Raw genomic sequence first — 15101 nt, 5'->3', positions numbered from 1 at the left:
AGCGGGTCAGGAGAGCCCGAGTTCCTTGTCGAGGAAGTCGAAGACGTCCTCGGCCGAGGCGCCGTCGAGGCGGTCGGCGACGGTGGCGCCCTCCGCCGCGCCGGCCGCGGCCGGCTCTGCGCCCTCGCCGGTACGCGCGTTGAGGCCGGCCACCAGCTCCTGGAGCCGGTGGCTGATGCGGCTGCGGGCGATCTCCTCGGCGGAGAGGGCCGCGGCCACCGACTCGATGCGCTCAAGCTCCGCGAGCACCGGTACGGCGGGCGCCGCGCCGCCCGGGCACAGCTCGCCGTGCAGATGGGCGGCGAGCGCCTCCGGGTTGGCGTAGTCGAAGAGCAGGGTGGCGGGGAGCCCCAGGCCCGTGACGGTGCCGAGCCGGTTGCGGAACTCGACCGCGGTGAGCGAGTCGAAGCCGAGTTCGCTGAAGGCGCGGCTCGACTGCACCGCGCCCGGGCTGTCGTAGGCGAGGACGAGCGCGACCTGCTCGCGCACCAGGTCGAGGATCTCGCGGCGCTGCTCGCCCTCGGGCAGCGCGCCGAGCCTGGCCACCAGGTCGGACGCGGCCTCCGCGGTGCCGGTGGCGGCGGCGTCGCCCGCGGTGGCCGAGGCGGCGCGCACCTCGGGCAGGCTCCCGATGAGGGCGCTTGGGCGGGTCGCGGTGAAACCGGCCGCGAACTGCGGCCAGTCGGCGTCGAGGACACCGACGCAGGCCGTGGGGCCGTCCAGGGCCCGCTGGAGCGCGGTGAGGCACAGGTCGGCGGCCATCGGGGCGAGGCCGCGCCACCAGGAGCGGTCCTGGGACGCCTCCTCTCCCGCCATGCCGCCGCCGTCCCAGGGGCCCCAGGCCACCGAGGTGGCGGCGAGGCCGAGCGCCCTGCGGTGCTGGGCGAGGGCGTCGAGGTAGGCGTTGGCGGCGGCGTAGCTGCCCTGGCCCGCGCTGCCGAGCAGGCCCGCGATGGAGGAGAAGGTGACGAACGCGGTGAGGTCGAGGTCGCGGGTGAGTTCGTGGAGGTGGTGTGCGGCGAGCGCCTTCGGGCGGCGTACGCCGTCGAGGCGGTCGGGGGTGAGGGACTCCAGCACGCCGTCGTCCAGGACGCCCGCGGTGTGGACGACCGCGGTGAGCGGCTGCTGCGCGGGCATCCCGTCGAGCAGCGCGGCGAGTTGGGAGCGGTCGGCGGCGTCGCAGGCGGCGACGGTGACGCGGGTGCCGAGCGCGGTGAGTTCCGCGGACAGTTCGGTGGCGCCGGGCGCGTCGGGGCCGCGGCGGCTGGTGAGGACGAGGTGGTCGGCACCGCGGCGGGCCAGCCAACGGGCGACGTGGGCGCCGAGAGCGCCGGTGCCTCCGGTGACGAGGACGGTGCCGTGCGGCGCCCAGCGGGCGGGGCGGGGCGTGTCGGCGGGCTCGGTGGTGCCGTCGGTGTCGGTGGCCTCGGCGGTGTCGGGTACAGGCTCGGCCATGCCGGTGCCCGCGAGGGTGGTGTCGGCGGGGACGTGGGCGAGGCGGCGGCCGAAGGTGCCAGAGGGGCGTATCGCGACCTGGTCCTCGGGGTCCTCACCGGTACCCGGCGCGGCGAGGGTGGCGACGAGGCGGGCCGCCGTGCGCCCGTCCGCGGCGGCCGGCAGGTCGACGAGGCCGCCCCAGCGCCGCGGGTGCTCAAGCGCGACGACCCGGCCGAGGCCCCACACCTGCGCCTGCTCCGGGTGCGGCAGCTCCTCGGTGTCGCCGACCGCGACGGCGCCGCTTGTCAGGCACCACAGCGGGGCGTCGACGGCGGCGTCGCCGAGTGCCTGGGCGAGGGAGACGGTGGCGCCCAGGCCGTGGTCCCCGGTGGTGAGGGCGAGCAGGGAGACCACGGCGTGTACCGGGGCGGCACCGTCGTGGGCGGTACGCAGCCGGTCGCCGAGCGCGCGCCGGGCGGCCTCGGTGTCGGTGCCTGTGTCGGCCGCGCTCTGTGTGGTGCCGCCGAGGCGGGCAAGTTCCGCGGCGTGGACGGTGACCGGGTGCGCGGTGGCGCCGCGGGCGGCCAGCGCCTCGCCGAGGGCGGCGCTCCAGTGCCGCGCTGCGGGCTCGTCGGGGGTGACGACGAGCCAGGTCCCGGCGGTGGCCGCGGTGTCGGCTGCGGGTTCCGCGAGGGGCTGCCACTCGACGCGGTAGCTCCAGGCGTCGGCGGTGGCCTCCCGCACGCGGCGCGAGCGCCAGGACGCGAGCAGCGGCAACACCGCGTCCAGGCAGTCGCGTTCGGCGGCGTCCGCGCCGAGTGCCGTGGCGAGTGCGCCGGTGTCGGTGCGCTCCACGGCGCCCCAGAAGGCGGTGTCGCCCGCGCCGCCGTGCTGCGCGCCGGTGGCGGCGGTGGCACCGGTCTCCTCCTCCCACCAGTAGCGCTGCCGCTGGAAGGGGTAGGTGGGCAGGGGCACTTGGCGTCCGCCCCAGTGCGCGGCGACGGCGGGCCAGTCGATGGGCGCCCCGTGTACGTGGAGCTGCGCGAGGGCGGTGAACAGGGCCTGGGGCTCGGGGCGGTCGGCGCGCAGCAGGGTGGCGAAGGCGGCGTCCTGCTGGTCGGCCCCGGGGGTGACGCAGTCGCGGGCGAGGGCGGTGAGGGTGGCGCCCGGGCCCAGTTCGACGAAGGTGGTGACGCCGTGGTCGAGGAGGGTGGCGACGCCGTCGCCGAAGCGGACCGTCTCGCGCACATGCCGTACCCAGTAGTCGGCGGTGGTCAACTCGTCGTCCGCGGCGGGCTTTCCGGTGAGGTTGGAGACGACGGGGAGCCGCGGCGGGCTCATCGGGATGGCCTCGACGACCTTGCGGAAGTCGCCGAGCATGGGCTCCATGCGGGGCGAGTGGAAGGCGTGGGAGACCTTGAGCCGGGTGGCCTTGCGGCCCTGCTCGCGCAGCCGCTCGGCGGCGGCGAGCACGTCGTCCTCGTCACCGGAGAGCACCACGGACGAGGGGCCGTTGACGGCGGCCACGCCGACGGTGTCGGAGAGGAACGGCAGCACCTCGTCCTCGTTGGCCTGAAGGGCGACCATGGCGCCGCCGCACGGCAGCGCCTGCATGAGCCGCCCGCGCGCCGCGACCAGGGCGCAGGCGTCGGGGAGGGTGAACACCCCGGCGGCGTGGGCCGCGGCGATCTCCCCGATGGAGTGGCCGACGAGCAGGTCGGGGCGCACCCCCCAGCTCTCCAGCAGCCTGAACAGCGCGACCTCGACGGCGAACAGCGCCGCCTGGGTGTGTCCTGTGCGGTTCAGCTCCTCCGCGTTGTCGTGCGACTCGGCCGCCCACATCACGTCGCGCACGGGTGTGCCGAGCCTCGGGTCGAGTTCGGCGGTGACGGCGTCGAGCGCCGCCGCGAACGCGGGCTGGGTCTCGTACAACTCGCCTCCCATGCCGAGGCGTTGGGCGCCCTGCCCGGGGAACATGAACGCGGTGCGGGCGCCGGGTCCATGGGGTGTGCCGCGCACGGTCCCGGCGCCCTCCTCGCCCGCCACCAGCGCGTCGAGGCGGCGCAGCAGGCTCTCGCGGTCGTCCGCGACGACGACGGCGCGCCGGTCGAAGACGGCGCGGGTGGTGGCGAGGGAGAACGCGATGTCCGCGTCGCTCCCCGGCTCCGGCGCGGTGAGCCGGGCGCGCAGCCGGCCCGCGGCGGCGCGCAGCGCGCGCTCGTCGCGTGCCGACAGCAGATAGGGCAGGGTGCGCGGGCCGGGGGTGTCGGCGGGCTCGGGCGCCGGGTCCGCGGGCGCCTCCTCGATGATGAGGTGCGCGTTGGTGCCGCTGAGTCCGAAGGAGGAGACCCCCGCCCTGCGGGGTGTGTCGCTCTCCCAGGTGACCGGTTCGGTCAGCAGCCGTACGTTGCCCGCGCTCCAGTCGACCTGGGGGCTCGGCTCGTCGACGTGCAGGGTGCGCGGGAGGGTGCGGTGCCTGATGGCCTCGACCATCTTGATGATGCCGCCCACTCCCGCGGCGGCCTGGGCGTGCCCCATGTTCGACTTGACCGACCCCAGCCACAGGGGTCTGTCGGCGGGCCTGTCCTGGCCGTAGGTGGCGAGGACGGCCTGGGCCTCGATGGGGTCGCCGAGCACGGTGCCCGTGCCGTGTGCCTCGACGGTGTCGACGTCCTTGGTGGTGAGCTGCGCGTTGTGCAGCGCCTGGCGGATCACACGCTGCTGGGAGGGGCCGTTGGGCGCGGTGAGGCCGTTGCTCGCGCCGTCCTGGTTGACGGCGGAGCCGCGTACCACAGCGAGCACCTGGTGCCCGTTGCGGCGGGCGTCCGAAAGACGCTCGACCAGCAGGACGCCGACGCCCTCCGACCAGCCCGCGCCGTCGGCGGCACCGGCGAAGGACTTGCAGCGGCCGTCGGGGGCGAGGCCCCGCTGCTTGCTGAACTCGACGAACATGCCGGGGCTCGCCATCACGGTCACCCCGCCCGCGAGCGCGAGCGTGCACTCGCCGTCGCGCAGCGCCCGGGCGGCGAGGTGCAGCGCCACGAGCGACGAGGAGCAGGCGGTGTCCACGGTCACCGCGGGGCCCTCGAAGCCGAAGGTGTAGGCGACGCGCCCGGAGACCAGGCTGCCCGCGGCGCTGCCGCCCGCGTAGTCGTGGTACATCAGCCCGGCGAACACACCGGTCCTGCTGCCCTTGAGGGTGGCGGGGTCGATCCCGGCGCGCTCGAAGGTCTCCCAGGCGGTTTCGAGGAGGAGGCGCTGCTGGGGGTCGGTCTCCGGGGCCTCCCTGGGGCTGAGCCCGAAGAACACCGGGTCGAAGTCGGCCGCGTCGTGGAGGAATCCGCCCTCGCGCACATAGCTGCGGCCCGGGCGTCCCGGCACCGGGTCGTAGAGGGTGTCCATGTCCCAGCCGCGGTCGGTGGGGAACTGCCCGACCACGTCGACACCCTCGTCGACGACGCGCCACAGGTCCTCGGGGGAGGTCACACCGCCCGGGTAGCGGCAGCCCATCGCGACGATGGCGATCGGCTCGTGCCTGCCGTCCTCCACCTCGCGCAGTCGACGGCGGGTCTCGTGCAGGTCCGCCGTCGCGCGCCGCAGGTACTCACGCAGTTTCTGGTCGTTCGCCATCGGTGTCTGAACCAATCTGGGGTCAGTCGGAGCCGGGGAGAGGTGCGGGGTGCCGTGTGCGTGGTGTGGTGTGGCCTGGTGTGGTGTCGTGGGCCGGTACGGGGCCGTGGGGCGTGGCCGCTCCCCCGCCCGGCCGCAGCGGCCCGCTCCCCCGCTACGGCAGTCCGACCTCACCGTCCAGCGCGGCGAACAGCTCGTCGTCGGTGGCCGACTCGAAGTCAGGGCGCACCCCGCCGCCGAGGGCGGAGGCGTGCCGGTCACGCCACTTGCGCAGCAGGGTCTCCAGCCGGGCGGCGACCTCCTCGTACTCCCCCTGCTGGCCGCTGTCGCCGGCCGGGGAGGCGAGCAGCGCCGTCTCCAGGCGTTCGATCTCCGCGAACAGCGGCTGCCCCGAGGAGAGCGCGGGCACCAGTTCGGCCGCCAGGTGCGAGGCGAGCACGGCCGGGGTGGGGAAGTCGAAGACCAGGGTCGCGGGGAGCCTGAGGCCGGTGGCCGCGTTCAGCAGGTTGCGCAGGTCGACGGCGGCCAGCGAGTCGAACCCGATGTCCTTGAACGGCCGCTCCGGGTCGAGGAGTTCGCCGCTGTAGTGGCCGAGCACAGCCGCCGCGTTCTCCCGTACCAGGTCGAGCAGGTGCAGATTGCGGTCGGCGGCTTCGAGCGCGGCCAGCCGGTCGGACAGTGCCCCGGCGGCGGCCGCGGGCGCCGCCCCGGCGGACGAGGCGGCCCGCCGGGCGGGGGTGCGCACCAGGGTCCGCAGCAGTGCGGGCACCGGGCCGCCCGGGGAGCCGATCACCGTGGTCTCCACGCCGACCGGCACCAGTACGGGGGCGTCCACCGCGAGCGACGCGTCCAGCAGGTCGAGCGCGGCCCCGGTGGCGAGCGGCCGCAGGCCCATACGCCGCATCCGCTCCAGGTCGGCCTCGCCCAACTCCCCCGCCATGCCGGAGGTCTGCGACCACAGGCCCCAGGCGAGCGAGAGACCTGGCAGCCCCTCGGCGGCGCGGTGGCGGGCGAGCGCGTCGAGGAAGACGTTGGACGCGGCGTAGTTGGCCTGGCCCGCGCCGACGAAGAGACCGGCCGTCGAGGAGAACAGCACGAAGGCCGCCAGATCCTGATGACGGGTCAGCTCGTGGAGGTGCCAGGCGGCGTCGGCCTTGGGCCGCATGACGGCTTCGAGGCTGCGCGCGGTCTGCGTCTCGATCAGGCCGTTGTCGGCGACGCCCGCGGTGTGGAACACCGCGGTCAGCGGGTGCGCGGCCGGGATCTCGCCGAGCAGCTTCTCCAGCGCGGCGCGGTCCGCCACGTCGCACGCCGCGATCCTGGCCTCCGCACCCGACTCGGCCAGCTCCGCGCGGAGTTCGTCCGCGCCCGGCGCCTGCTCGCCGCGTCGGCTCACCAGCAGCAGCCGACGCGCCCCGTGGCGGTCGGCCAGGTGCCGGGCGACCGCGGCGCCGAGGCCGCCGGTGCCGCCGGTGACCAGCACGGTGCCCCGCGGGTCGAGCCGCGCCGCGTGCAGCGACCCGGCGGGGGCCTGCTGCTCCCTGACCAGCCGGGGCTCCCACAACGCCCCGTCGCGCAGGGCGAGTTCGGTGCCCTCGGCGGCGGCAGCGGCGGGCAGCCGCTCCTGGGACGAGGTGCTGCCGTCCCAGTCGAGGAGCAGTATCCGGGCGTCGGGCCGCTCGGCCTGCGCCGAGCGCACCAGGCCCGCGAGGGGCGCGTTCACCAGGTCGACGACGGCGCCGCGCGCGGGCTCGGGTCCCGTGACACCGCTCGTGAGGACCACGAGACGGGAGTCGGCGAACCGTTCGTCCGCCAGCCAGCCCCGCACGGTCTCCAGTACGCGCGCGGTCGCGGCGCGCATCCGGTCGAGCAGCCCGTCGCCGCCGTCGCCCGCGGTCCCCGCGGAGCAGACGAGGACGACGCGCTCGGGCGCGGGCCCCTCGGTCGCCCGCAGCGCCGCGAAGTCGGCGAGGACGGGGACGTCGTCGCCGAAGGCCGCCGCGATCTCCTCGTCGGCCCGGGTGCCGAGGACCGCCAGGCCGCCCGTCGTCTCCTCGGCCGCGCGCCAGCCGGCCCGCTCGCTCCAGGTGGGCCGCAGCAGCGCGGCGGCGCCGTCCCCGGCGCCGCCCGCCGCCGCCAACTGCTCGGCGCTGACGGCCCGCGCGGCAAGCGAGCGTATCGAGAGCACCGGGGCGCCCGTGGTGTCCGTGGCGAGCACGCTCGCCTCGTCGACACCGCGGGAGGTCACCCGCACCCGCAGCGCGGTGGCACCCGACGCGTGCACGGTCACCCCGCTCCACGCGAACGGCAGCCGCGGTCCCGCGGCGTCCTCCTGGCTGTCGCCCTCGTCGAAGAGGTTGGCGTGGAGCGCCGCGTCGAGGAGCGCGGGGTGGACGCCGAACGCGGCGGCGTCGCGGTGCGCCTCGGGGGGCAGGGCGACCTCGGCGTAGATGTGGTTGCCCTCGCTCCAGGCGGCGGTGAGGCCCTGGAAGGCGGGGCCGTAGTGGTAGCCCTGGTCGGCCAGTGTCGCGTAGGTGTCGCGCAGTGGGATGGGCTGGGCGCCGGGTGGTGGCCAGGTGCTGAGGTCGGTGGTGTGGTCGGTGGTGTGGTCGGTGCGTGGGGGGTGGGGGGTGAGGGTGCCTTCGGCGTGCTGGGTCCAGGGGGCGTGGGGGGTGTGGGGGCGGGAGTGGATGGTGAGGGTGCGGCGTTGTTCGGTGTCGGGGGTGCCGACGGTGACCTGGAGGTCGAGGGTGTGGTCGTCGGGGAGTGTGAGGGGTGTTTGGAGGGTGAGTTCTTCGAGGTGGGGGGTGTGGGTGTGGTCTCCGGCGTGGAGGGCGAGTTCGACGAGTGCGGTGCCGGGGAGCAGGGTGGTGTTCATGATGCGGTGGTCGGCGGTCCAGGGGTGCGCGCCCGTACTCAGTGACCCGGTGAGAATGGTCTCGTCGGCCCCGGCACGCTGGAGCACCGCACCCAGGAGCGGGTGGCTCGTGTCGCCCTGGCCGAGCGCGGTGACGTCGGCGGGGCCGCGGTGCGCGTCCTCCAGCCAGTAGTGCCGGTGCTGGAAGGGGTACGTGGGCAGGTCCACGGGCCTGGCGGGGCCGCCGCCGTCGAACGCGGCCCAGTCCACCGGCTGTCCCAGCGCCCACAGCCGGGCGGGCGCGGCCACCGCCTCCGGCACCTCCGGCCTGCCGCGCCGCAGCAGCGGCACGGTGTGGGCGGTGGTGCCCTCGGGCAGCGCCTCGGCGGCCATCGCGGTGAGGACCGCGTCGGGCCCGATCTCCAGGAACCTGGTCACACCGTCGTCGGCCAGCGCCCGCACCGCGTCGGCGAAGCGCACCGCCTCCCTGACGTGCCCGACCCAGTAGTGCGGGGTGGCGAGGTCGGCGGGGGCCGCGGGGGCGCCGGTGACGGTGGAGACGACCGGGAGCGCGGGCTCATGGAACTCAAGACCGGTCACCACCCGCTCGAACTCGTCGAGCATGGGGTCCATGAGCGGGGAGTGGAAGGCGTGCGAGACCTTCAGCCGCGAGGTCCTGCCGCCCCTCTCCTTCACCGCCTCCGCCACCGCCTCCACGGGGCCGGCAGCCCCCGAAACGACCACGGAGCGGGGTCCGTTGACAGCGGCGATCGCCGCGTCGGAGACACCGTCGAGGAGGGCGCGTACGTCCTCCTCTGTGGCCTGGAGGGCGATCATGGCGCCGCCGGAAGGCAGCGCCTGCATCAGACGGCCACGGGCCGCTACGAGGGCTGCCGCGTCGGCCAGCGAGAACACCCCCGCCACACACACCGCCGCGATCTCACCGATCGAGTGCCCCGCCACCACATCAGGCCGCACGCCCCACGACTCCACGAGCCGGAACAACGCGAACTCGACAGCGAACAGGGCCGGTTGTGCGTACTCGGTGCGGTCCAGCAGGCCAGCCTCGTCCGAGCCCTCCGCCGCGAACATGACCTCCCGCAGCGGGCGTTCGAGGAGGAAGTCGAGGTGGGTGCACGCCTCGTCGAGGGCATCGGCGAACACCGGGAAAGTGTCGGCGAGTTCGCGGCCCATGCCGACGCGCTGGGCGCCCTGCCCGGTGAACAGGAACGCCAGCCGGCCCTCGGCGGCGGTGCCCTGGACCACGTCCGCGGTGTTCTCCCCCGCGGCGAGGGCGCGCAGCCCCGCGAGGAGCGTGCCGCGGCCGGTGCCGAGGGCCACCGCGCGGCGCTCGAAGTGCGCCCGGGTGGCGGCGAGCGCCACGGCCACGTCGGCCGGGTCGGGGGCGCCGTCGCCCTCAAGCAGCTCGGCAAGGCCACGGGCCTGTGCCTTCAGCGCGTCGGCGGTACGGGCGCTGAGCGCCAGGGCCCGCGGCCTCGGGGCAGACTCGGGGCGTACCGGGGGCTCCTCGGTCCTCGGGGCCTCTTCGACGATGACGTGGGCGTTGGTGCCGCTGATGCCGAACGAGGACACCCCCGCCCTGCGCGGCCGCCCGCTCTCCCAGGCACGCGCCTCGGTCAGCAGCTCCACCCGCCCCGCCGACCAGTCCACCTTCCGCGACGGCTCGTCCACATGCAGCGTCTTCGGCAGCACACCGTGGCGCATCGCCATCACCATCTTGATGATCCCCGCGACCCCCGCGGCGGCCTGGGTATGCCCCAGGTTCGACTTGACGGAGCCCAGCCACAGGGGGTCCTGGTCGGTGCGGTCGCGGCCGTAGGTGCCCAGCAGGGCCTGGGCCTCGATGGGGTCGCCGAGGGTGGTGCCGGTGCCGTGCGCCTCCACCGCGTCCACGTCGCCCGGGCGCAGCCCGGCGTCCGCGAGCGCGGCGCGGATGACGCGCTGCTGGGAGGGGCCGTTGGGGGCGGTGAGGCTGCTGCTTGCGCCGTCCTGGTTGACGGCGGAGCCGCGTACCACCGCGAGCACCCGGTGGCCGTTGCGCTGTGCGTCGGACAGCCGCTCCACCACGAGGACGCCGACGCCCTCGCCCCAGCCGGTGCCGTCCGCGGCCTCCGCGAACGCCTTGCAGCGGCCGTCGGCGGCGAGGCCGCGCTGCCTGCTGAACTCGGTGAAGGTGTCCGGCGTCGACATGACGGTGACACCGCCCGCGAGCGCGAGCGAGCACTCCCCGGCGCGCAGCGCCTGGATCGCCCAGTGCAGCGCCACAAGCGACGACGAGCACGCCGTGTCCACCGTCACCGCGGGGCCTTCGAGACCGAGGGTGTACGAGACACGGCCCGAGACGACGCTGCCCGAGTTGCCGTTGCCGACGTAGCCGTCCACCTCGTCGGGGACGGTGTGCAGCCGGGAGGCGTAGTCGTGGTACATGACCCCGGCGAAGACGCCGGTGCGGCTGCCGCGCAGGGTGTGCGGGTCGAGCCCGGCGCGCTCCAGCGCCTCCCAGGACGCTTCGAGCAGCAGCCGCTGCTGCGGGTCCATCGCCAGCGCCTCGCGGGGACCGATCCCGAAGAAGTCGGCGTCGAACGCGGTGGCGTCGTCGAGGAAACCGCCCTCGCGGGCATAGGTCTTTCCCGGCCGGTCGGGATCGGGGTCGTACAGCCGCGCGATGTCCCAGCCGCGTTCCGCGGGGAATTCGCGGATACCGTCCGCCTCCGCCGCCAGCATGCGCCACAGCCCCTCGGGGGACGTGATCGCGCCGGGATAGCGGCAGCTCATGCCGACGATCGCGACGGGTTCGTGGTCCCTGCGCTCGACTTCGCGCAACTGGCGACGCGCTTCCCGAAGGTCAGCCGTCGCTCGCTTGAGGTAGTCGAGAAGCTTCTTCTCGCTTTCCACCCAGGAACCCCCTGAACCCGTTCGGAATGTCCACACGAACGCTACGGGCGCATCTGAGCCGTCGACCACCCATAGGCCCCCCTAGCCACCCCTACCGGGAGCGCAGGTCAGGAGCCCCTACGCAAAGACGCGGGGGCCCCTACGCGATTAGCAAGGGGGCGGGGCCGACATGATCGCCGTTCGCGGGGGGCGCATTCCGGGGATGGTCCGGAACTCCACGGGCTAAGGGCTCGTAGGGGCTGCTAGGGGTCTTCCTGGCCGCAGGCGCTGCTATAGCGTTCCCTGCGTTGAGGCTGCAAAACATTGACCTGGGGTGGGGGAACATGCCGTCGGCACCGTCTGTCAAGGGGACCGCCCCTTTCGGCGATTACCGCACCTGGTACCGCGTCACCGGCGATCTGGGCTGCGGGCTGCCGCCCGTCGTCGTCCTGCACGGCGGCCCCGGCAGCACCCACGACTACCTGCTGAGCATGGCAACACTCGCGGACGCCGGCTGGCCGGTCGTCCACTACGACCAGGTGGGCAACGGCGGCTCGACCCGACTCCCCGACAAGGGGGCCGACTTCTGGACCGTCGGGCTCTTCCGGGACGAACTCGACAACCTGCTGCGCCACCTGGGGATCACCGGCGACTACCTCCTCTTCGGGCAGTCCTGGGGCGGGATGCTCGCCGCGTCACACGCGGGGGACCGCCCTGCCGGGCTGCGGGGCCTGGTGATCGCCAACTCCCCGGCGTCGATGCCGCTGTGGCTCCAGGAGATGAAGGTGCTCAGGGAACGGCTGCCGCCCGGGGTGCAGGAGACACTGCTGCGCCACGAGGCCGCGGGCACCACGGACACCCAGGAGTACTTCTCGGCCATGCGGGTCTTCTACGACCGCCATGTGTGCCGTGTCCTGCCGTGGCCGCGCGACTATCTGGCCACGTTCATGGAGATCAATGACGACCCGACCGTGTACCACGCCATGAACGGGCCCAATGAATTCCATGTCATCGGCAGTCTGAAGGACTGGTCGGTCGAGGACGTACTGCCGCGCATCGACGTTCCGACGCTTTTGCTGAGCGGGCGCCACGACGAGGCGACTCCGGCCACCGTGCGGCCGTACTTCGACGGCATCGCGACGGTCCGCTGGGAAATCTTCGAGGAGTCCAGTCATATGCCACACCTGGAGGAGCCCGAGCGGTTCACCGAGGTGCTGACCGAATTCCTCCGTGAAATAGGGCCCGTGCGGACCATGGGCAACTAGAGATCTCGAATACCTCAAGGAAGGGGCGCACGGGTGACCGCTGCTCAGGAGGTTCGCGCATATCCGTTCAGCGAACCGGACCGGCTTGAACTCGACCCGATGTACGCCAGGTTGCGTGCGGAAGAACCACTGAGCCGTGTGCAGTTCCCGATCGGTGAACCGGCCTGGCTGGCCACGCGCTACCACGACGTGCGCACGGTCCTCGCCGACCCCCGGTTCAGCCGTGCCATGGCACGCACCAGGGACCAGCCGCGTACGCACTCCACCGAGAACCTGGACGACGGCCTGGTCGGCATGGACGCGCCGGACCACGCGCGGCTGCGCAAGCTGGTCGCCAAGGCGTTCACGGCGCGCCGGGTGGAGCTGATGCGCTCCGACACCCGGCGGATCGTCGAGGGCCTGGCCGACACCATGGTCGAGCAGGGCGGCCCGTTCGAGATGGTGGACAACTTCGCCATCACGGTGCCGGTGACCGTGATCTCGGAGATGCTGGGCGTGCCCGCGGCCGACCGGGCGAAGCTGCGCGGCTGGTCGGAGGCGATGGTGTCCACCACCGCGCTGCCGTACGCGGAGATCGAGCGCAGCGCGAAGGAGCTGTTCGGGTACATCGGGGGGCTGATCGCGGAGCGCCGGCGCAACCCCACGGACGACCTGCTCGGCGCGCTGGTCAAGACCCGTGACGAGGACGGCGACCGGCTGAGCGAGCAGGAGCTGGTCATGAACGTGACCGGTGGGCTGCTGATCACCGGCACCGAGACCACCGCCTCCCAGATACCCAACTTCCTCTACGCCCTGCTGACCCACCGCGACCAGTGGGAACTGCTCTGTGAGAACCCGCAGTTGGTGCCGCAGGCGGTCGAGGAGCTGGTGCGCTGGATTCCGCTGAACTACTCGGCGATGTTCGCCCGGTACGCGCTGGAGGACATCCAGTTCGGCGACGTCACGGTGCGGGCCGGGGAGCCGGTGCTCGGCTCCGTGGCGTCGGCCAACCGCGACCCCGACATCTTCGAGAACCCGGACAGGCTGGACCTGACCAGGGAGCACAACCCGCACATCGGCTTCGGCCACGGCCCGCACCACTGCCTGGGCGCGCAGCTCGCCCGGATGGAGTTGCAGAGCGTGCTGAGTGTCCTCATCGAGCGCTTCCCGACGCTGGACTTCGCCGACGGCGCCGACGGTGTGGTGTGGAAGCAGGGCATGCTGGTGCGCGGTCCGAAGAGCCTCAAGGTGGTGTGGTGAGCGACTGGACCGTCGCCGTCGACAGGACGGTCTGCATCGGCGCCTCGGTGTGCGCCAACTACGCCCCGAACCTCTTCGAGTTGAAGGCGGGCAAGTCGACGCCCCGGGTGTCGGCGACCGAGGCCGACAAGGCGGTGCTCGACGCCGCGGAGACCTGCCCGGTGTCCGCGATCACGGTGCACGACAGCGGCACCGGCGCGCTGCTCGCCCCCGAGGAGTAGGACGTGCCGGCCGGTCGCCGCGGGGCTCGCGGTCACCGGCCGGCACCCACCCCGGCGGACCGGAGCCCCGGCCCCCTGCGCCGTTCCCGCCGACCGTGCCACCACCACCCGTACGCCCCCGTGTCTCGAAGGGACCGTGCCATGACCACCGAACCCCGGACCGGCACCGCGATGATCTTCCCCGGCATGGGGCCGACCCCGTTCTCCGACGTGGGCAAGTTCATGGTCGTCAACCCCTTCGCCCGCAGGCTGGTCGCCGAGGCCGACAAGGTGCTCGGGTACTCGCTCGTCGACCGCTACCGGCGCACCGAGGGCGACTACAGCGAGTACGCCCAGGTGGCGTTCATGCTCAACTCGCTCGCGCTGGCCCGCTGGGCGGAGCACACCCTGGGCGTGGAGGCCGCGCTGTGCGCCGGGCCGAGCTTCGGCGAGAAGCCCGCGGCGGCCTACTGCGGCGCGCTCGACCTGCCCGACGCGATCCTGGCGACCGCGCGCTTCGCCCGGCTGCTCGACGACTACTTCAGCACCGAGTTCAAGGACCTGGTCACCCACTCCTTCGTCCGGGTGCCGCAGGAGCGGCTGCGGGTGCTGCTCGCGGAACTCGACGAGCGCGAGGAGACGTACGAGATCTCCTGCTATGTCGACGACGACTTCTACATGCTGACGCTGCGTGAGCACAACCTCGACTGGCTTGCGCCCAGGCTGCGTTCGCTCGGCGGCATGTCGCTGTACTCGATGCGGCCCCCGATGCACTGCTCGCTGTTCGGGGGGCTGCGCGAGCGCGCCGAGGAAGAGGTCTTCGGGCCGCTCTCCTACGCGGCGCCGCGGGTGCCCGTGGTCGCGGACCAGGACGGCTCGCTGATCACCACGGGCGAGGGGGTGCGCGCGATGCTGCTCGACAGTTGTGTGCGCCCGATGCGGTGGCCCGCGGTCGTCGACACGCTGCGCGGCGCCGGGGTGGGCACCGTGTGCGTGGCGGGCCAGGACAGCCTGTTCGGACGGGTGCGGCGTACGACGGCGAACTTCGAGGTCGTGCCGGTCACCCCGCGCTTCGCGCTCCAGCCGAGGCCGCGGCCCGCCCGCGCCTGACCCCGCCGCCGGGCGGGCGGCGGCGCGACCGCCACCCGCCGCCAGGACACCGCCCTCGCCCGCACCCGGACACCACCGCCCCTGCACCACGCACGCCGGCTCCCAGCGCCCGCCGCCCGTGCACCCCTCCGCGCACACCCCTCTCTCCGAAAGGCAACTCACCATGTGGGACAAGAAGTTCGAGGACCTGCTCCGCGGTTTCCTGCCGTTCCTCGGCGCCGAGGAACCGCTCGCCGAGGACGCCACGCTGCGCGACCTGGGCCTGGACTCGCTCGGGACAGTCGAGCTGCTCGCGGCCCTTGAGCACGAGTACGACGTCCGCTTCCAGGACGACGCGCTCGGTCAGGAGACGTTCCAGACCCCCGCCGTGCTGTGGAAGGTGCTGTCCTCGCTCGTCGCGGAGCGGGCCGCCTGAGCAGGCGCCCCGCCGGGGCCGTCAGCGACAAGCAGTGAGCATCGAAGGAGGAG

At 73.8% G+C, this 15101-nt stretch carries 7 protein-coding genes; 5 read left to right on the top strand and 2 right to left on the bottom strand.

Annotated features, from left to right (window positions below; all coding sequences use genetic code 11):
- Window positions 1–6 precede the first annotated feature (6 nt).
- Both ACIBIW_RS31105 and ACIBIW_RS31100 read right to left on the bottom strand, forming a co-directional pair.
- On the bottom strand, window positions 7–5067 hold the full coding sequence (locus tag ACIBIW_RS31105) for a type I polyketide synthase (protein ID WP_399340908.1): 5061 nt from the start codon (window positions 5065–5067) through the stop codon (window positions 7–9).
- A gap of 154 nt (window positions 5068–5221) precedes the next feature.
- Entirely contained in the window at window positions 5222–10840 is a 5619-nt protein-coding gene (locus ACIBIW_RS31100) for a type I polyketide synthase (protein ID WP_399340906.1), read from the bottom strand.
- 323 nt (window positions 10841–11163) lie between these two features.
- On the opposite strand from ACIBIW_RS31100, the gene ACIBIW_RS31095 reads away from it, so the two are divergent.
- The 5 genes from ACIBIW_RS31095 to ACIBIW_RS31075 all read left to right on the top strand — a co-directional run bounded on the left by ACIBIW_RS31095 (window position 11164) and on the right by ACIBIW_RS31075 (window position 15048).
- Window positions 11164–12084, top strand: coding sequence for a proline iminopeptidase-family hydrolase (locus ACIBIW_RS31095; RefSeq protein WP_399340903.1), 921 nt, complete (start codon window positions 11164–11166; stop codon window positions 12082–12084).
- 33 nt (window positions 12085–12117) lie between these two features.
- Window positions 12118–13323: a cytochrome P450 gene (locus ACIBIW_RS31090; protein WP_399340901.1), complete on the top strand. Its 1206-nt coding sequence runs from the start codon at window positions 12118–12120 to the stop codon at window positions 13321–13323.
- Window positions 13320–13544 (top strand): ferredoxin, encoded by a 225-nt coding sequence (locus ACIBIW_RS31085; RefSeq protein WP_399340900.1) that lies wholly within the window; start codon window positions 13320–13322, stop codon window positions 13542–13544. Before ACIBIW_RS31090 ends, ACIBIW_RS31085 begins: the two co-directional genes overlap by 4 nt.
- A 141-nt stretch (window positions 13545–13685) precedes the next feature.
- Complete coding sequence (locus tag ACIBIW_RS31080; protein WP_399340898.1) at window positions 13686–14633, top strand: ACP S-malonyltransferase; 948 nt, start codon at window positions 13686–13688, stop codon at window positions 14631–14633.
- A 163-nt stretch (window positions 14634–14796) separates the two neighbouring features.
- A complete protein-coding gene (locus ACIBIW_RS31075) occupies window positions 14797–15048 on the top strand; it encodes a phosphopantetheine-binding protein (RefSeq protein ID WP_399340896.1) in 252 nt (83 codons plus the stop codon).
- Window positions 15049–15101 lie beyond the last annotated feature (53 nt).

Source organism: Streptomyces sp. NPDC050560, from assembly GCF_044457285.1.
Lineage (GTDB): Bacteria > Actinomycetota > Actinomycetes > Streptomycetales > Streptomycetaceae > Streptomyces.
The sequence above is the reverse complement of the archived record's forward strand: the minus strand, read 5'-3'. Positions and strand labels throughout refer to the sequence as shown.